Here is a 17411-nt window from a genome sequence, read left to right on the forward strand (position 1 = left end):
CTTGGTTAATTGTTCCAAAAGCTCGTCATGACAGGAAATCACTAAATCATTAATTCACTAAATCACTAATTCCTTAACTTCGCGCCATGAACATTAAAGTGATCGCTTTTGATGCTGATGATACCCTTTGGGTGAACGAACCCTACTTCAGGCAAACAGAGGAACAGTTTTGCGTCCTTCTGCAGCAATACGCATCGGTGCACGAACTGGAACGCGAGCTTTTAAAGATAGAATTAGCTAATTTGCCGCTTTACGGTTACGGTATTAAGGGTTTTATCCTGTCGATGATTGAGGCAGCGATGAAAATTACGCAGAACACCTTAAGTATCGATGTGGTAAGGCAGATCATGGACCTGGGCAAGCAAATGCTGAACCAGCCTATAGAGTTGCTTGACGGGGTAGAAGAAGTGCTGGAAACCTTGAAAGGCAAATACCGCCTGGTGGTAGCCACCAAAGGCGACCTGCTTGACCAGGAACGGAAACTAAAAAAATCGGGCCTAAACCCATACTTTCATCATATCGAAATTATGAGCGAGAAGGACGATGCCAATTACCTGAAACTGATAAAGCACCTTGACATAAAGCCCGAAGAATTGCTGATGATAGGTAACTCGCTAAAAAGTGATGTGATGCCGGTATTGAATATTGGCGGCCACGCGGTGCATGTGCCTTACCATATTACCTGGGCACACGAGCAAATTGAGCATAGTATAGATAACGAACGTTTTAAAAGCGCTGTTACCATTAAAGATATTTTAGCGTACCTATAATGCATGAAAACAAAAATAAACCTTGATACCTGGTACCGCAAACATCATTTCGCCTTTTTTAACGCGTTTGAAGAGCCCCTTTTTGGCGCTACGGTAAATATTGATGTAACTATTGCCTACCAAAAAGCGAAAGAGCAGGGTGTATCCTTTTTTCTGTATTACCTGCATTGCATATTAACGGCCGCCAACAAAGTTGAAGAGTTTAGGTACAGGGTAGAAAACGATGAAGTGTTTTTATACGATGTTGTAAATACATCAACCACGATCAGCCGGCCGGATAGCACCTTCGGTTTTTCTTACATTGATTATCACCCCGACCTGGGCCAGTTTGTAGCCGGTGCGCAGTTGGAAATTGAGCGTGTGCAAAGTACCGAGGGCCTTGAAATTAGGCCGGTATATAACGTTTTGCATGTATCGGCTATACCATGGGTAAATTTCACCGGGTTAACGCATGCGCGCAATTTTACCTTTAAGGATAGTATGCCCAAGATCTCGTTAGGAAAAGTTACCGAACATGATGGCAAAAAAAGCATGCCCGTTTCTGTTACCGTGCATCATGGGTTAATGGATGGCCGCCATGTAGGCCAGTTTATTAATACCTTCCAGGAGTTGCTTAACAGGTAGTGAATTTATGTGCAGATGTGTATACCCGATAACTATCGGGTTCAGATGTCGGGTTCATCCAATGACCCAATTATCGCGAGAAGCAACTGAAAGGTGTAAATCGGCGTATATAAGCTATACATTGTTGAAATGTAAATGATATATTTACCTATCGCCACCAGCCTGTATGATATTTAAAAAAGCCGGAATTTTATTGATCGTTGCTTTAACGCTTTTTTCGTGCAAAAAAGATAAACCTTTTGTGCCCAACTACGAGAACGGTTTACCCGGTTACTGGACACAGTTGGGCGATTTTGAAGGCGTTGGCCGTGTACGGTCGTTTGGTTTTACTATTGGCAATAAGGGTTATATTTTGGGCGGTAATGCTGCCGGCGGTTTCAACTCGCAGCTGATAAATGATTTTTGGGAATACGATCCGGCTACTGATAAATGGACCCAAAAGGCTGATTACCCCGGCCAGGGCGGCGAATATATCAGGGGCTTCAGTATCAATAATAAAGGTTATGTAGGCACGGGTTACGGTCAGCGCCTTGCTACACCGGATGATAATGTGCCGCAGAACAATGATTTTTGGGAATACAACCCCGCCAATGATAAATGGACACGCAAAGCCGATTTTGCAGGTGGTGAAAGAGAAAACGTTATTGCCTTTGAAATAAATGGCAAAGGTTATATGGGCTTGGGTACGGATAACGATTACAGCGCCGATTTTAAAGATATGTGGCGGTATGATGCTGCGGCAGATAAATGGACGCGCGTTGCCGATTACCCCGGTACCGGCAGCTTTGGCGTGGCCGCGTTTGCCGTTAACGGAAAAGGTTATGCCGGTATAGGAGGAGCTTACCCCGATGTTGCCGAAAAAGACTTTTGGCAGTATGACCCTGACGCCGACAAATGGACAAAAATTGCCGACTTCCCGGGGAAGCCCAGGGCTTTTACAGGGCAGTTTGCTATAGGTACAGATGGGTATGTGGGTTTTGGCTCTACATTAACCGAAACAGCAGGCGACTGGTTTAAATACGATACCATGAGAAACAAATGGTTGAAGATAACCAATTTTGAAGGCCCTATACGGTACGATATGGTAAGCTTCGCGATAGATGGCGTTGGCTATATTGGCACTGGCAACCCAAACCTTTTAAAAGATTTTTGGAAATACACACCTCGAAAAACCGAATAACGCTAAGGTTTGAATGTCATGTACAGCAGCATAGATACACTGTTGATCAGCATGTGCAACGCAATTCCCCAAACAAAGCCATTTTTAAAGCGGATATAGGTTAAAAACCAACCCATAAATAATTGCGGTAAAACGTAAAAAGGATATATAAATAATATGTCCCAATGCAGCGGCATGTAGTTGGAAATGTGCATTAGCCCAAAAACTATTATAGAAATAACAGTTACCCGCGTTTGAAGCCTTTTGCCGGGGGGCTTAATTTCGGGTAAAAACCTATTGAAGATCAAATAACCACTTGTAATTAACACAGCCCACACTAAAAGCTTTATTACTGTACCTTGCTGCTGCAGGCCGGGTATAAGGCGCGAAGCTAATAGCATAGCAAAGCCCAGCGCTAAAGCGATGTGCTGTTTTTTAAGGGTAAGTGGCAGGCGAAAGATACATTCTTCTACCACCGGTGCAATAATGCAGATGTAGACGATCGCCCTGGCGTACCCATACATCTTAAAAAATTTCAACATCGATTGCCAGTACTGTGTCCTGATGCTTTTAAGATGAAAAACGTTGGTCACCAGGTAATCGCAGACCACGCTAACGGGCGCGCTTAAGATATTAAGCAGGAAAGCTATGCCATAAATTTTTAACAGTAGTACAAACTTGCTTTGAAATGGGCGTTCGGTATCCAGCGAGGGATAATCGCTAATGGCAAAAAGTTCTTTTAGCATTTGGCTGTCCTGTTCGCTTTACTCCGCATCATCTTCTCCGTTGTTGTACAGGTCATCTATAGCATCGGCATATTTCTTTTCTATTACTTTGCGCTTGGCTTTAAGCGTAGGGGTTATCTCACCTTCCTCCATACTAAAAGGCGTACGCTTTACAATGAAGTTTTTAATGCGCTCAAATTTAGCCAACTCGTTTGACAGTGGCTTTATATCCTTGTTTATCCAGTCGATGATCTCTTTGTCTTCGATGAACAGGTCGGGTTTTTCAAAAAAGTCGTTGCCAAGCTTAAAGGTTTCCTGCAGCAATTCGCGGCCGGGCACCAGTATGGCGGTAATGTATTCGCGTTTATCGCCAATTAAAAACACCTGTTCAATTTTGGGACTTTTTAAATAAGTATTCTCTACCGGGGTAGGATATATGTTTTTACCATAGGCATTTACCAGCATGTTTTTAAGGCGGTCGGTAATTTGCAGGTTACCACGGTAAAAACGGCCGATATCCCCCGTATGGAACCATCCCTCAGGGTCTATTACCGCGGCTGTTTCTTCAGCTTTATTCCAGTAGCCTTTCATTACGCAATGCCCGCGAACAATGATCTCACCCTCTTCCGATTCATAATTGGGGTTAAAACTGTCGTGGGTTTGTTTGGTATAGATCTTTTTGGTATCCACATGCTGAATGCCCACCTCAATGCCCGGAATAATGCGGCCAACGGTACCATAAATAATGCGGTCGTTCTCGGTAACGGCCATCACCGGCGAAGTTTCGGTTAGCCCGAAGCCTTCCAGCAGGTTAATGCCGATATCGCCAAAAAACTCACCGATATTTTTGGGCAGCGCACCGCCGCCCGATAGCAGCACCTTTAAGCGGCCGCCTGTTTTTTCCTTTATCTTGCTAAATACCAGTTTGTCGGCCAGCTTTTGTTCGACGCTAAGGATGATGCCCGGCTTTTTACCGGCCTCGTTAACCAAACGGTATTGGCGGCCAATTTTAAGCGCCCATGTAAAGATCTTTGTTTTGATGCCCCCCGCAGACAAGCCGTTCTTCATGGCTTTATCATGGATGCGCTCCAGCAGGCGCGGTACGCAGCACATTACGGTTGGCTTAACTTCGGCCATGTTACGGGCCAGCAGTTCCAGGCTTTGCGCGAAGGCTATGGTACAGCCTTTATTCATGCAGATATAATAAGTAGCCATGCGCTCGAATACGTGCGACAACGGCAGGAACGACAAAAACAGGTCGGTTTTTTCGATAATAAAGATCTGCTGCAGGCTTGCCTTGCAGTTTTCGGTAAGGTTGTGGTGCGTAAGCATCACGCCCTTTGGCGTACCCGTTGTGCCCGATGTATAAATGAGGCAGGAAAGATCTGACGGGAGGATGGCCTCGCGGGCGGCGTTGATGGCCGCACGATGTTCATCTACTATGGCCATACCTTCTTCAATTACACGTTTTAAGCCCACAACATCTGCGTTTAGCTGCAGGCCTTCGGTAAACTTTTCGAAGCCTTCAAAAGCCGGGATAATGCGGATAAGTGAAGGACAATTATTTGCGACCTTCAAGACCTTACGGCACAGGAAGGGGTTGCCCGTAATAATGGTGCGCGCTTCCGAATCATTTAGGATGTATTCTATCTCGGCCTCGGAAAGGGTGGGGTAAATGGACGTGTTTACCGCGCCAATTTGCTGCAGGGCCTGGTCGTAATAAACGTAATCGGGGCCATTCTCGATGATGAGGGCGAGGCGGTCGCCTTTTTTGATGCCTATATTGAGGAACCATGCCGACAGGGCGTCGATCTTTTCGAGCGCCTGTTTATAAGAGATCTCGACCCAGGTATCTTTTACTTTGTGGATCAGGAAGGTATGGTCTTCGGGGTGTATGTTGGCAACAATATTACGGATCAGTTCCGGTATAGTTGATTGCTCAGCTATAATGTTCATCAAGTTTATATCAGGTTATATGCTAACAAAGCTAATTATTTTACATTTAATTAAAAACCGCATAAGCCAACATAAATCCTACGGGGTATTGTATCAATGCGGCCGCTTAATATACTTACGTACATACTGTTTATGGTCTTTATAAAAATTAATTGCATTTTTGGTTTGGAAGATGCAGGCACAGTATAAACAGATAGAAAGTATCACAATATTAAGGGCAATTGCAGCTCTTTTGGTTTGTTTAGTTCATATTGGTATTTTAACAGGATACCACACCACGGGTTTATTTCAATCTATTATTAATATTGGGCCAAACGGCGTTGCCATTTTCTTTGTTATTTCCGGTTTTATATTACCGTACTCGCTTTTTAAAAAAGAATATATCTTAAAGGATTTCTTTACTTTTTTGTTACGCAGGATCTTGCGGATAGATCCTCCATATTGGATAAGTATAGTTATCGTTTTTATTGCCGGTTTGGAGCCACTATCCACCATAAATTTTAGATCAATTTTTTACCACTTAACCTATTTAGTGCCATTTGTAACAAATGCTAAGTGGTACCTTAACGTTTATTGGACTTTGGCCATCGAATTTCAGTTTTACATTATTATTGGTTTAGTGTACCCGGTATTGATGAAAATACCGGCAAAATCAGCAGTAGTTGCTGTAATAATACCCGCAGTGGTGTGTATTGCTTTAGGGGCTAATTACTCAGGTATTATTGTCACCAATCTTTACAATTTTACAATGGGTTTTATACTATTTATGTGGTATGTGAAAAAGATTAATACGGGGTTTTTTATTGCGTCGTTACTTTTATTTGCAGGTTATGTTATGGCCGCAGTTTCAATTAAATCAGGCCTTTTCCCATTATTAACCGTTGCTTTTGTGGTTTTATATAAACATAAGTTTTCTTTAAAACCCTTAATGTTCACCGGCAAAATATCTTACTCATTATATTTGTTGCACATGCCGGTAACTTATATTTTAGTGGGTTGGTTGCGCAGTAGGCAAATTGAGCCGTTTTATCTGTTTTTTGCAAGCTTAATTACAAGCATAATTGTTTCGGCCATTTTCTATGCATTAATAGAGCGACCGGCAATTAATTACAGCAAGCGTTTGTAATGTTATCAGGTTCAAAAAATAAACAAGCAACTAAAACACCCAACCAAGGGCATTTTTGGTGATTTAAATTTCTTCCGGGTGGTATTTCAGATATTGCCTTTAAATAGTTCCCGTTATGCCTTCGTGGCATAATATGTACACCCTTTATAATGTATGCCCAAATAAGCGGCGGTATGTTTAAAGGGGACTTCAAAGCCATCGGGGATAGTGGGGTCGGCGCCAACGGCTATCATAGATGCGGATTTACCACGCAGCTGGCGGCCCATATCTTTTTTAATGGTGATGAGGTCGGTAAGGCGGTCAAAAAATACTTTCATCACTCCGCTCATGCTGTACCAATACACGGGGGTTGCAAAAATAATGTTATTGTAGGGTAGCGCTTTGCTGATGATGGCTTCAAATTCGTCACCGGTGGGGTAGTGTCCGTCGTAGTTGTAGTGGGCAATTTTATGGTCGAGCAGGTCGATCAGATCAAACCCGGTTTGTCCCAGGGCCTTGCGGGTTATCTGCTCGGTGAGGCTGTTTTTGCGGTTACTGCCCAGTATAACAAGCGACCTGTTTTCCATCATATTAAACAAAAAAGGTTGACTATATAAATATAATCAACCTTTTTAATATTTTGTGTTACTATAATATAAAGTTTTTACCTTAATCACCCTTTCCTTTGGAGAGGGCCGGGGAGAGGCCTAAACAGAGAAGCTTTCGCCGCAGCCGCAGGTGCGGGTAGCATTTGGGTTATGGAAGTTAAAGCCTTTGCCGTTCAATCCGTCGCTAAAGTCAAGCTCGGTACCGGCCAGGTATAAAAACGATTTCATATCCAGCGCGAAGCGTACGCCGCGGTCTTCAAAAAACTGGTCGCCCTTTTTCTCCTCGTTATCAAAATCGAGGTTGTATGATAAGCCCGAGCAGCCGCCGCCCTGTACAGATACCCGCAGAAAATACGAGGCATCAAGCCCGCTATCCCGCATCAGGTTATCTATTTTAGCTTTTGCTTTATCAGTTACAGTTACCATTGTTATTAGTATCAAGTAATTAGTATCAAGTATCAAGATTTCTCATTCAAAGTTAGTACCAAAGTCTCGATACTAACTACTTGATACTTGCTACTAAAAATTAGTGATGTGATTTCTCCAATACGATTGGCTCCATGCCGTTTTTAACGCGGAAATCGTTGATGGCTGCTTTTATAGCATCTTCTGCTAAAACCGAGCAATGGATCTTCACCGGCGGAAGGGCAAGCTCTTCTACGATATCCATGTTGTCTATCTTCATGGCATCGTCAACGCTTTTTCCTTTAAGCCACTCGGTAGCTAAAGATGAAGAAGCGATTGCCGAACCGCAACCAAAGGTTTTAAATTTAGCATCGGTGATGATGTTGTTATCATCAACCTGGATCTGCAGGCGCATAACGTCGCCGCACTCTGGCGCGCCAACAAGGCCGGTACCAACCTTGTGGCTGCTTTTATCTAACGTACCCACATTGCGGGGGTTAGTATAATGGTCAATTACTTTATCTGAATAAGCCATAGCTTTGTTTATTTAGCCCCCTAACCCCCTGAAGGGGGAATAGAAGTTTGTTTATTTTTAATTTCTTAATCAATTATTCCAGCTCCCCCTTCAGGGGGCCGGGGGCAATTAGTGTTCCGCCCACTCAATCGAGTCGAGGTCGATGCCTTCTTTAAACATTTCCCAAAGCGGCGACATGTTGCGCAGGTTGGTAACCGCTGTTTTCGTTACTTCTACAGCGTAATCAACCTCTTCTTCGGTAGTAAAACGGCCAAGGCCAAAACGGATAGACGAGTGTGCAAGGTCATCAGATAATCCTAAGCTTTTTAAAACGTAAGATGGCTCTAATGATGCCGATGTACAAGCCGAACCTGATGATACCGCCAGATCTTTCATGGCCATCATCAAGCCTTCGCCCTCAACATATTTGAAAGAGATATTGGCAACATGCGGTAAGCGGTGGTCCACGTTACCATTCACATAGCTTTCTTCCAGTACAGTTAATGCTTTTTCTAACCTATCGCGTAAGCCCGATAAACGGATAGCTTCGCTTTCCATTTCTAAACCTGCAATTTCGCAAGCTTTACCTAAACCTACAATACCCGGTACGTTTAATGTGCCCGAACGCATGCCGCGCTCGTGGCCGCCACCGTCCATTTGGGCGGTAACTTTAACCCTTGGGCCTTTACGGCGAACGTATAACGCGCCAACACCCTTAGGGCCGTACATTTTATGTGCCGATAAAGCTAAAAGGTCGATACCATCGGCAATAACGTTAACCGGTATTTTGCCAACAGCCTGTGTAGCATCTGTCATGAACAGGGCACCGTATTTATGCGCGATAGCGGCAATTTCTTTTATAGGTTGTATAACCCCGATCTCGTTGTTGCCATACATAATAGATACCAGGATGGTTTCGTTGGTCATGGCTGCTTCTAAAACGGCAAGGTCAACAAGTCCGTCTTCTTTAACCGGCAGGTAAGTAACCTTACCACCAAGTTTTTCAACATGTTTACAGGCATCTAAAACAGCTTTATGCTCGGTAACCGCGGTGATAATGTGGTTGCCTTTCTCTTTGTACATTTCAAACACGCCCTTGATAGCCAGGTTGTCAGACTCGGTAGCGCCCGATGTAAAGATGATCTCCTTTTCGGTAGCGCCAATTAATTTTGCAACCTGCTCGCGTGCATAATCAACGCCTTCTTCGGCTACCCAGCCAAACGGATGGTTACGGCTTGCCGCATTACCAAACTTTTCGTTAAAGTAGGGCAGCATAGCCTCAAGCACCCTTGGATCCATAGGTGTTGTAGCGTTGTTATCTAAGTAAATGGGGATATTCATGATTAAAAATTAACAAGACAAATATACGTAAACTTTTACTTTTACATTAGTAAGCCGCTATAAATTGCATTTAGATGCCATTTATTTACAATATTTGGACATGAGGAGGAAGGTGAAAGGCGAAAGGTTAAAGCTGAAAGGTAATGCCGGCACCAATAACCAACTAATACCCTTCAAATCACTAATCCCGATAGCTATCGGGTGACTAAATTGATTAAACTAAATGAATAAGATAGAACACATTGGCATTGCGGTTAACAATATTGAATTTTCGGGTGACATCTACCAGAAGCTGCTGAATACAACTGTTTATAAAATAGAGGATGTGGCAAGCGAAGGGGTTAAAACAGCCTTTTTGCAGGCAGGCCCCAATAAGATAGAACTGCTGGAAGCCACCAGTCCCGATAGCCCTATCGCCAAATTCATAGCGAAACGCGGCGAAGGTATTCACCATATAGCCTTTGATGTTACCGATATTGTTGCCGAAATGGCCCGCCTAAAAGCCGAAGGTTTTGTTTTATTGAATGATGTGCCTAAAAAAGGCGCGGATAATAAACTGGTTTGCTTTGTGCACCCAAAGGGGACGAATGGGGTGCTGATTGAGCTGTGCCAGAGCGTTTAGTTGCAGTATTTAAGTTGGTGATGTGCGGTATGCTTCGTAAATTACAGTAAAAATTTAACATTGAGATATATAAGCTTTTCACTCGCAGTCGCTTTAATTATTTTATCCGGCTGTAAATCATCATATCTGATCACTACCCAAGAACAATTAAAAGACAGCCCTTGTCAAACATCAGATAGCGGCGTTAATATCCGCGTTAAAAATGCAGGTAAAATTGCATTCACTAAAATAGCCGTTAAGTATAATAATAAGGAGTTAATGTTTGCAGGTTTAAAACCGGGGGATTCAACATGCTATAAAAACTTACCGTCACTTTGGACGAATAATGATGTAACCATGTTTTTTTCCAAACAGCCCGGATATTATATGAAATTAATGGCAGTGGCCGTAGATCGGATACGCGAAACAAAAATTACACATGGTTTTGTAACTATCAATGTAACTATTACCAAAGCTAAAGGTCAATTAAATTATAATACGGTTATAACTGTTGATAAAAAGTAGTTCGTATGTTACCGCATGTGTCCGGTTGTGGCCGTATGCTTAGTATGCACCCGCGTCCTTAACTTGCACCAACGCTACCACATACGTCCTCGCTTGTGGCCTTATGCCTTGTAACCCAACCTAACCTCCACTAAACCATCCAACGAACCGACTTACAACCCTCCAAATTTTCAAAACTTTTAGGAGTAACCCTAAGGTGCTAAACACCGTATAATAAGCCGTTTGCATTTTATTACCCCCTCTGATGAAAATTTACCTATTGCGCGGCATGGCAGCCATGCTGGTTGTATCGTCCTTTGCGATGTGCACCAAAACCCCCAACAAAATTGAAAAACCCGTAAGTACAGTTACGGCCCAAAGTCCCGCTGTTACAACCGGGGAAGATGAAGATATCGCCGCCGATGAAAGGCAAACCGTGATGGATGTCAGCGATCCGGATTACATTGTACAGCCTTCGCAATGGTATGTTGATGGTACCAATATAGCCCCTGGCTCGGTGGTGTGCATCCCTGCCGGTACGCGCGGCGCCTTGCTGCTTAAAAACTTTAAAGGCACCGCAGATGAGCCCATTATTATCGTAAACAAAGGCGGGAGGGTTACTTTCTCAACCTCCATTACGGCTTCATACGGGTTTAAAACACAAAACTGCCAGTTCTTTAAGATCCTGGGTACCGGTGCTGCGGGCGTTAAATATGGGTTTGATGTAAACGGCGGCAACATCGGCATGACGATGGACGACCTTAGCTCGGATTTTGAGATAGCCAATGTGGAAGTGCGCAACAGCGGTTTTGCAGGCATTATGGCCAAAACAGATCCATCCTGCGATGTGGCTACACAGCGCGGGCGTTTTACCATGCGCAATATCATCATTCATAAAAACTATATCCATAAAACAGGCGGCGAGGGTATCTATATAGGCAATTCGTTTTACGCGGAAGGTATTACACTGGCCTGCGGCAGGGTTTTACCACATGATATTAAAACCGTTAAGGTTTACAGCAACATTATCGACTCTACCGGTTGCGAGGGCATACAGGTGGGCAGCGTCATTTCGGGCTGTAAGGTTTTTAACAACACGGTTAAATCGCCGGGCCTGTCACCCTTTGCAAGCGGCCAGAACAACGGCATACAAATAGGGGAAGGCAGTGGCGGTAAATGCTACAATAATATGGTGAAAGATGCGCCGGGCAATGGTATTATTGTTTTGGGATTGGGCGATAACCTGGTATACAACAATTATATCATTAACGCCGGGGCGCATGGTATTTTCGCGGATTCGCGGTACACGCCGGGGCCAAATTTTCAGTTTGTTAACAATACCATTATCTCGCCGGGCCAGGATGGGATAAAATTAAATTCGACCATCATCCCCATGAATACGGTTATCAATAATGTTATCATAGATCCGGGATCGGGCATAGCTATACACACCATGAACAGCAGTGTTAAGCTTACCGCGGCTAATAATTACATCAGCAATGATATTAATACCTGCGGGTTTGTAAATTATAGCGCCGATAACTATCATTTATTGTCTTCATCGCCGCTTATAAACGCGGGGGTAAATGTACTATCGTATGGTATTGTCAATGATTTTTTTAACACCCTGCGCCCCGCCGCCGATGACTTTGATATTGGCGCTGCCGAGTACCAGGAGCCATGATAAAGGATGTCAAAATAAACCCTCAAGGAAACCATAAGTTTAAAATTTGCGTATAAATATATATCTTCACCTGCCCCAATAATTTTAGCGCTGTTTAAACTTAAAAATGAACATTACTAAGTACCTTATATGCGGGATAGCCTGTGCGTTGGTTTTATCAACCTTTGCCATGTGCTCTAAAAGCACTATGGACAAGGCAAAACCCACGGTTACCACCCAGGGCGAAGAAGTTGAACCTCCCGTTACCGATCCGCAAACAAATACTGATTGTACCTACACCGTTAAACCATCCGAATGGTTTGTTGACGGTGCTAACATCCCCGCGGGTTCGGTAGTATGCATCCCTGCCGGTACGCGCGGCGCGCTGCTGCTTAAAAATTTTAAAGGCACCGCCGCCCAACCCATAACCATCGTCAACAAAGGGGGCAAGGTAACCTTTAAGGTTGCTGTTACGGCGTCGTACGCTCTTAAAACCCAAAACTGCCGCTATTTTAAAATAACCGGCGATGGCGCCGAAGGCATTAAGTATGGATTCGACTTAAACGGCGGCAACATCGGTATGACGATGGACGACCTTAGCTCGGATTTTGAGATAGCCAATGTAGAAGTGCGTAACAGCGGCTTCGCGGGCATCATGGCCAAAACCGACCCATCGTGCGATGTGGCTACCCAGCGCGGCCATTTCACCATGCAAAATATTACCATCCATAAAAACTATATCCACAAAACCGGCGGCGAAGGGCTTTACATAGGCAACTCCTTTTATGCATTTGGTAGTCTGATAGCATGTGGTAATGTTTTGCCCCACGATGTAAAAAATGTGAAGATCTATAACAACATCATCGATTCTACCGGTTGCGAGGGGATCCAGGTGGGCAGCGCTATTGCCGATTGTAAGGTATATAACAACACTGTTAAATCTCCCGGCTTATCGCCCTTTTCTGCCGGGCAAAATAACGGCATCCAGATAGGTGAGGGCACAGGCGGCAAATGTTATAATAACCTTATTAAAGATGCGCCGGGTAACGGCATTATTGTACTGGGCCTTGGCGATAATGTGGTATATAATAACGTTATTATCAACGCCGGAGCCAACGGCATCTTTGCCGATTCGCGGTACACACCGGGGCCAAACTTCCAATTCATTAACAATACTATCGTATCACCGGGTGCCGACGGAATAAAAATGAACTCCGAGAGCATCCCTATGAACACCGTTATCAATAACGCTATCATCAAACCGGGCTCGAACCTTGCCATACACAAAATAAGCAGCAGGGTTAAGCTTACCGCGTTAAACAATTATATAAGTAACGATATCAACGCCTGCGGGTTTGTTAATTTTAACGGGGACGATTTTCATTTACAGCCATCATCGCCGCTCATCAACGCCGGTGCAAACGCCGCATCTTACGGTATAAACGCCGACTATTACGGTACCGCGCGCCCATCAGGCAATGCTTTTGATATCGGGGCAACGGAGTATTAATTATTTAGTGATTGATTGATTTTTTGTACAGAGCAAATAGAGAACGTGGTTAATCTCTAATTCGCTAATTCACTAACTCAATAATTGGCAAAATCAGCCTGTTAAAAACTTTTTACTTTTGACTTTTCACTTTTGATTTTTTTTGTTACATTTGCACCTCTTTTATAAGAAAGAAAAGTATACAATAGCAATGAAAAAAGATCTGCATCCATCAAACTATAGGTTAGTTGTTTTCAAAGACATGTCAAACGACTACTCTTTTATAACCAAATCATGTATCGAAAGCCGCGAAACCGTTAAATGGGAAGATGGCAACGAATATCCATTGATCAAATTAGAAATTTCACACACTTCGCACCCGTTCTACACAGGTAAAATGAAGTTAGTTGATACAGCCGGACGTATAGACAAGTTCCGTACCCGTTACAACAGAAGCTAAGTGTTTTTTCAATAAAATATTTACAAGTTCCCCGCAAAACGGGGGACTTTTTTTATTTTTGGCCCATGGCAATCATCCTTTTCGACGACGACGCTCGCAATACCCTTCTGCCTTTAACATACACCCGCCCGGTTGCCGATCTGCGAATAGGTATTTTAACCATCGCCGAAAAATGGGCTAAATATTTAAGCTCAGATTTCTCTTTCCGTACCGAAGCATACCTGCAGGCCAGGTTCCCGCTCAATATTCAGGACGATAATATTTTTATTAATGGCTCGGTTTGCCCGGATGAAGCGGTTGTTGAGGTTATAAATAACTTACAAAGCGGCGAGGCTTTAACTTATCAAAATAAACTGGTTGCTGTTAAGCTGAAGGATTTATACGCTGGTAACTTCGACCCTTTTGGTAAATACGCTAATGAAACGGTTTATACCGGCGATCTGATCGTTATTAAGCATCCCGAAGACATTTTCCGTAAAAACGATGCCGAACTGCGTAAAGATTTTAAACTGCTCACCAAAGGCCGCAAAAGCGCCAAAATGAGCAGCACCAATACCATTATTGGCAACGATTTTTTTGCCGAGGATGGCGCGCAGGCCGAGTGCTGCAGTTTTAGCACCATCAACGGCCCAATTTACTTAGCTGCCGATACCGAGGTTTGGGAAGGTACCAATATCCGCGGCCCGTTTGCCCTGTGCGACCACTCGCAAATAAAAATGGGCACCAAAATTTACGGCGCAACCACCATTGGCCCATACTGCCGCATTGGCGGCGAGGTGAACAACGCGGTGGTTTGGGGATACTCCTCAAAAGGCCACGAAGGCTACCTGGGCAATGCCGTGGTAGGCGAGTGGTGTAATATAGGGGCCGATAGCAACAACTCTAACCTGAAGAATAATTACGGCGAGGTGAAGCTGTGGGATTACCCGAGCCAAAGCATGCGCAATACCGGCCTGCTGTTTTGCGGCCTTATCATGGCCGACCATGCCAAATGTGGTATCAACACTATGTTTAACACCGGCACGGTAGTAGGGGTTAGCGCCAATGTATTTGGTGGGGGGTACCCGCCAAACTATATCCCCGATTTTAGCTGGGGTGGCGCGGATGGCTTTGTAGAATACGGTTTTGATAAAATGATGGAAACCGCCGCGAAAGCCATAGGCCGCCGCCCGCACCGCAAGTTTGACGATGCCGAAAAAGCCATCCTTACTGAGGTGTACGAACTGACAAAATCTTTTAGAAAATAATTGACTGATCGCTATCAATCAGTGTAATCATATACATCATAAAATCAATAAAAATATAGAAATGAGAAAAAAAATTGTAGCCGGAAACTGGAAAATGAACCTTGATTATACCGAAGGGCTTGGTTTATTTACCGAAGTGATAAACATGGTTAAAGACGAAGCGACAGGTAACCAGGAAGTGGTGGTTTGCAGTACGTTTATTCACCTGCATAGCCTGGCGCAGCTGGCTAAAGGCTACAATAAAGTATCAGTTGGTGCGCAAAACGCCCACCAGGCCGAAAGCGGCGCTTACACCGGCGAGGTATCTGCAAAGCAGATCAAGTCTGTTGGTGCCGGTTATGTTATTTTAGGCCACTCGGAGCGCCGCCAGTATTTTGGCGAAAGCAATGAGCTTTTGGCAAAAAAGACCGATACAGCCCTGGCTAACGGTCTAAAACCCATCTTCTGCATCGGCGAAACTTTACAGCAGCGCGAAGCAAACGAGCATTTTGATATCATCAAAAGCCAGTTGGTTGAAGGTGTGTTCCATTTAGATGCGGATAAATTTGGACAGATAGTATTGGCTTACGAGCCGGTTTGGGCGATTGGTACCGGAGTAACCGCCACATCAGACCAGGCGCAGGAGATCCACGCGTTCATCCGTGCGGAACTGGCTGCAAAATACGGTCAGCAGGTTGCTGATGATACCACCATACTGTACGGCGGTAGCTGTAACCCAAAAAACGCTGCCGAGCTTTTTGCCTGCGCGGATATCGATGGCGGCCTAATAGGTGGTGCATCCCTAAAATCGCGCGACTTTACGGATATTGTTAAAGCATTCAATTAAGTTAGATTTGAGATGTAGATATGAGATTTGAGACAAACAAAACGTCTTAAGTCTCATATCGCATATCTCAATATTCATATCTCTCCCATGAAGTTACTTATCAAAGCCCTTATCCCTACGTTTATACTGTTTTCGGTATTTGCCAGGATAACCGCGCTTGATAATTTGCATCGCGATATAAATGGCGAGGGGAATGCCATTACGATACAAAGCCTTATGTTTTACTTTTCGTACGTTGGCCCCCTGCTTTACGCGGTATTGTTTCTTACACAACTATTGATAATTGTTCCGGTTTGGAATAAGTTACTAAATAAGCGCAAACTTGTACTTTCGGTTTTAGGGGCTTGTTCACTATTGTCGGCAGCTATAGGATACATTGTTTGGAACCCTGCGGATAGCTACTATACGCTGCTGATATCTGTGGCTACATTATTTGGGGTACAGGCAATATACTGGGCCTTAAATTTGCTGATGCTTTACGCGATAGATAGCATTAAATACTTTAAGCCCCAACCTACCATCTAACAAAATGAATTACTACGAACTGCTTTTTACAACCATTACTACCGAAGATTACCAACAGGACTTACTGATTGGCGCTTTGGGCGAAATTGGTTTTGATACTTTTGAAGAGGTTGACCTTGGCTTTAAGGCATATATCCCTGTAGATGATTTTAACGAAGGTTTGCTGAATGAGACCTTGGCGGCTTACCGCGAAATGTTCACGTTTAGTTACGAGGTTACGCTTATCCCGCAGAAGAACTGGAACGAGGTATGGGAGAGTAATTTTGAGCCGATACAGATAGGCGACCAGGTTTTTGTTCGGGCGACTTTCCACGGGCCAAAGCCGGAGTTCCCGTACGAGATCGTTATCGACCCTAAGATGGCCTTTGGCACCGGCCACCATCAAACCACCGCCATGATGATGGCCCTGATGCTGGAGAATGATTTTGCCGGCAAAAAGGTGCTGGATATGGGCTGCGGAACCGGCATCCTGGCTATACTTGCCGCCAAACTTGGCGCTGATGATATTACCGCTATAGATTACGATGTGGTATGTTACGAAAGCACCATCGAAAACTCGGCACTGAATAATATCGATAACATCAAAGCCCTCTGCGGGTCGAAAGAGGTTATCCCCAACCAGCAGTACGATATCATCCTGGCCAACATCAACCGCAATATCCTTATCGACCAGATGGCGCGCTACGCCGAAGCCCTTAAGCCCGGCGGCGAGATCTACTTCAGCGGTTTTTACGAATCGCCCGACCTGGATATCATCACCGAAGAAGCGCGCAAGTATAACCTCAAATACATCATCCACAAAAAAGACAAAGAGTGGGTGGCGGCAAAATTTGTCCTGTAATATCCGCTATTCCAACCCTGCTGTATCCTTTAATTTTAAATTTGTATT

19 protein-coding genes are annotated in these 17411 nt (G+C 44.1%); 13 read left to right on the forward strand and 6 right to left on the reverse strand.

Translation table 11 applies throughout. The annotated features are described in order from the left end of the window. The first annotated feature begins 86 nt into the window (after nucleotides 1-86). From EWM62_RS05955 to EWM62_RS05965, 3 genes are all read left to right on the forward strand, one after another. Complete coding sequence (locus tag EWM62_RS05955; protein ID WP_129875739.1) at nucleotides 87-770, forward strand: HAD family hydrolase; 684 nt, start codon at nucleotides 87-89, stop codon at nucleotides 768-770. 3 nt (nucleotides 771-773) lie between these two features. Beyond that, the gene (locus tag EWM62_RS05960; RefSeq protein ID WP_129875740.1) at nucleotides 774-1394 is read left to right on the forward strand and encodes a chloramphenicol acetyltransferase; all 621 of its coding nucleotides are present in this window, start codon (nucleotides 774-776) and stop codon (nucleotides 1392-1394) included. Between the two features lie 166 nt (nucleotides 1395-1560). Continuing rightward, entirely contained in the window at nucleotides 1561-2574 is a 1014-nt protein-coding gene (locus EWM62_RS05965; RefSeq protein ID WP_129875741.1) for a Kelch repeat-containing protein, read from the forward strand. A gap of 2 nt (nucleotides 2575-2576) precedes the next feature. Here EWM62_RS05965 and EWM62_RS05970 read toward each other — a convergent pair whose 3' ends face one another. Beyond that, on the reverse strand, nucleotides 2577-3299 hold the full coding sequence (locus tag EWM62_RS05970) for a CPBP family glutamic-type intramembrane protease (RefSeq protein ID WP_129875742.1): 723 nt from the start codon (nucleotides 3297-3299) through the stop codon (nucleotides 2577-2579). 18 nt (nucleotides 3300-3317) lie between these two features. Next, nucleotides 3318-5234 carry an AMP-dependent synthetase/ligase gene (locus EWM62_RS05975; protein ID WP_129875743.1) on the reverse strand — a complete coding sequence of 639 codons (1917 nt, stop codon included), beginning with the start codon at nucleotides 5232-5234 and terminating at the stop codon, nucleotides 3318-3320. A 172-nt stretch (nucleotides 5235-5406) separates the two neighbouring features. On the opposite strand from EWM62_RS05975, the gene EWM62_RS05980 reads away from it, so the two are divergent. Beyond that, a complete protein-coding gene (locus tag EWM62_RS05980) occupies nucleotides 5407-6360 on the forward strand; it encodes an acyltransferase family protein (protein WP_129875744.1) in 954 nt (317 codons plus the stop codon). Nucleotides 6361-6473: 113 nt separating this feature from the next. Here EWM62_RS05980 and EWM62_RS05985 read toward each other — a convergent pair whose 3' ends face one another. From EWM62_RS05985 to EWM62_RS06000, 4 genes are all read right to left on the reverse strand, one after another. Further along, nucleotides 6474-6929 carry a flavodoxin family protein gene (locus tag EWM62_RS05985; protein ID WP_129875745.1) on the reverse strand — a complete coding sequence of 152 codons (456 nt, stop codon included), beginning with the start codon at nucleotides 6927-6929 and terminating at the stop codon, nucleotides 6474-6476. A 117-nt stretch (nucleotides 6930-7046) separates the two neighbouring features. After that, nucleotides 7047-7373: a HesB/IscA family protein gene (locus EWM62_RS05990; RefSeq protein ID WP_129875746.1), complete on the reverse strand. Its 327-nt coding sequence runs from the start codon at nucleotides 7371-7373 to the stop codon at nucleotides 7047-7049. Nucleotides 7374-7473: 100 nt separating this feature from the next. Continuing rightward, complete coding sequence (iscU, locus tag EWM62_RS05995) at nucleotides 7474-7887, reverse strand: Fe-S cluster assembly scaffold IscU (RefSeq protein WP_067192943.1); 414 nt, start codon at nucleotides 7885-7887, stop codon at nucleotides 7474-7476. Nucleotides 7888-7995: 108 nt separating this feature from the next. Then, nucleotides 7996-9207, reverse strand: a complete 1212-nt coding sequence (locus EWM62_RS06000) for an IscS subfamily cysteine desulfurase (RefSeq protein WP_129875747.1) — start codon at nucleotides 9205-9207, stop codon at nucleotides 7996-7998. Between the two features lie 223 nt (nucleotides 9208-9430). On the opposite strand from EWM62_RS06000, the gene mce reads away from it, so the two are divergent. From mce to prmA, 9 genes are all read left to right on the forward strand, one after another. Further along, a complete protein-coding gene (gene mce / locus EWM62_RS06005) occupies nucleotides 9431-9829 on the forward strand; it encodes a methylmalonyl-CoA epimerase (RefSeq protein WP_129875748.1) in 399 nt (132 codons plus the stop codon). 60 nt (nucleotides 9830-9889) lie between these two features. Beyond that, nucleotides 9890-10333 carry a hypothetical protein gene (locus EWM62_RS06010; RefSeq protein ID WP_129875749.1) on the forward strand — a complete coding sequence of 148 codons (444 nt, stop codon included), beginning with the start codon at nucleotides 9890-9892 and terminating at the stop codon, nucleotides 10331-10333. 244 nt (nucleotides 10334-10577) lie between these two features. Further along, the gene (locus EWM62_RS06015) at nucleotides 10578-11996 is read left to right on the forward strand and encodes a right-handed parallel beta-helix repeat-containing protein (protein WP_129875750.1); all 1419 of its coding nucleotides are present in this window, start codon (nucleotides 10578-10580) and stop codon (nucleotides 11994-11996) included. Between the two features lie 106 nt (nucleotides 11997-12102). Continuing rightward, complete coding sequence (locus EWM62_RS06020) at nucleotides 12103-13485, forward strand: right-handed parallel beta-helix repeat-containing protein (RefSeq protein WP_129875751.1); 1383 nt, start codon at nucleotides 12103-12105, stop codon at nucleotides 13483-13485. A 190-nt stretch (nucleotides 13486-13675) separates the two neighbouring features. Next, nucleotides 13676-13924: a type B 50S ribosomal protein L31 gene (locus EWM62_RS06025; protein ID WP_129875752.1), complete on the forward strand. Its 249-nt coding sequence runs from the start codon at nucleotides 13676-13678 to the stop codon at nucleotides 13922-13924. 65 nt (nucleotides 13925-13989) lie between these two features. Continuing rightward, nucleotides 13990-15171, forward strand: a complete 1182-nt coding sequence (locus EWM62_RS06030) for a putative sugar nucleotidyl transferase (protein ID WP_129875753.1) — start codon at nucleotides 13990-13992, stop codon at nucleotides 15169-15171. Between the two features lie 61 nt (nucleotides 15172-15232). Then, nucleotides 15233-15997: a triose-phosphate isomerase gene (gene tpiA, locus EWM62_RS06035; RefSeq protein ID WP_129875754.1), complete on the forward strand. Its 765-nt coding sequence runs from the start codon at nucleotides 15233-15235 to the stop codon at nucleotides 15995-15997. A gap of 87 nt (nucleotides 15998-16084) precedes the next feature. Further along, nucleotides 16085-16522: a hypothetical protein gene (locus tag EWM62_RS06040; protein WP_129875755.1), complete on the forward strand. Its 438-nt coding sequence runs from the start codon at nucleotides 16085-16087 to the stop codon at nucleotides 16520-16522. A 4-nt stretch (nucleotides 16523-16526) separates the two neighbouring features. Further along, nucleotides 16527-17363, forward strand: a complete 837-nt coding sequence (prmA, locus tag EWM62_RS06045) for a 50S ribosomal protein L11 methyltransferase (RefSeq protein ID WP_129875756.1) — start codon at nucleotides 16527-16529, stop codon at nucleotides 17361-17363. Nucleotides 17364-17411: the final 48 nt, after the last annotated feature.

This window comes from Mucilaginibacter terrigena (genome assembly GCF_004168255.1).
GTDB lineage: Bacteria > Bacteroidota > Bacteroidia > Sphingobacteriales > Sphingobacteriaceae > Mucilaginibacter > Mucilaginibacter terrigena.

What these genes read in the sequence shown, in the direction of transcription:
- EWM62_RS05985 (WP_129875745.1), bottom strand. Translation starts at nt 6,929, where the DNA reads ATGATGGAAAACAGGTCGCTTGTTATACTGGGCAGTAACCGCAAAAAC.
- mce (WP_129875748.1), top strand. Translation starts at nt 9,431, where the DNA reads ATGAATAAGATAGAACACATTGGCATTGCGGTTAACAATATTGAATTT.
- EWM62_RS05960 (WP_129875740.1), top strand. Translation starts at nt 774, where the DNA reads ATGAAAACAAAAATAAACCTTGATACCTGGTACCGCAAACATCATTTC.
- EWM62_RS05975 (WP_129875743.1), bottom strand. Translation starts at nt 5,234, where the DNA reads ATGAACATTATAGCTGAGCAATCAACTATACCGGAACTGATCCGTAAT.
- EWM62_RS06025 (WP_129875752.1), top strand. Translation starts at nt 13,676, where the DNA reads ATGAAAAAAGATCTGCATCCATCAAACTATAGGTTAGTTGTTTTCAAA.
- tpiA (WP_129875754.1), top strand. Translation starts at nt 15,233, where the DNA reads ATGAGAAAAAAAATTGTAGCCGGAAACTGGAAAATGAACCTTGATTAT.
- EWM62_RS06020 (WP_129875751.1), top strand. Translation starts at nt 12,103, where the DNA reads ATGAACATTACTAAGTACCTTATATGCGGGATAGCCTGTGCGTTGGTT.
- EWM62_RS05965 (WP_129875741.1), top strand. Translation starts at nt 1,561, where the DNA reads ATGATATTTAAAAAAGCCGGAATTTTATTGATCGTTGCTTTAACGCTT.
- EWM62_RS05980 (WP_129875744.1), top strand. Translation starts at nt 5,407, where the DNA reads ATGCAGGCACAGTATAAACAGATAGAAAGTATCACAATATTAAGGGCA.
- EWM62_RS05955 (WP_129875739.1), top strand. Translation starts at nt 87, where the DNA reads ATGAACATTAAAGTGATCGCTTTTGATGCTGATGATACCCTTTGGGTG.
- EWM62_RS05970 (WP_129875742.1), bottom strand. Translation starts at nt 3,299, where the DNA reads ATGCTAAAAGAACTTTTTGCCATTAGCGATTATCCCTCGCTGGATACC.
- EWM62_RS06030 (WP_129875753.1), top strand. Translation starts at nt 13,990, where the DNA reads ATGGCAATCATCCTTTTCGACGACGACGCTCGCAATACCCTTCTGCCT.
- EWM62_RS05990 (WP_129875746.1), bottom strand. Translation starts at nt 7,373, where the DNA reads ATGGTAACTGTAACTGATAAAGCAAAAGCTAAAATAGATAACCTGATG.
- EWM62_RS06015 (WP_129875750.1), top strand. Translation starts at nt 10,578, where the DNA reads ATGAAAATTTACCTATTGCGCGGCATGGCAGCCATGCTGGTTGTATCG.
- EWM62_RS06000 (WP_129875747.1), bottom strand. Translation starts at nt 9,207, where the DNA reads ATGAATATCCCCATTTACTTAGATAACAACGCTACAACACCTATGGAT.
- prmA (WP_129875756.1), top strand. Translation starts at nt 16,527, where the DNA reads ATGAATTACTACGAACTGCTTTTTACAACCATTACTACCGAAGATTAC.
- iscU (WP_067192943.1), bottom strand. Translation starts at nt 7,887, where the DNA reads ATGGCTTATTCAGATAAAGTAATTGACCATTATACTAACCCCCGCAAT.
- EWM62_RS06040 (WP_129875755.1), top strand. Translation starts at nt 16,085, where the DNA reads ATGAAGTTACTTATCAAAGCCCTTATCCCTACGTTTATACTGTTTTCG.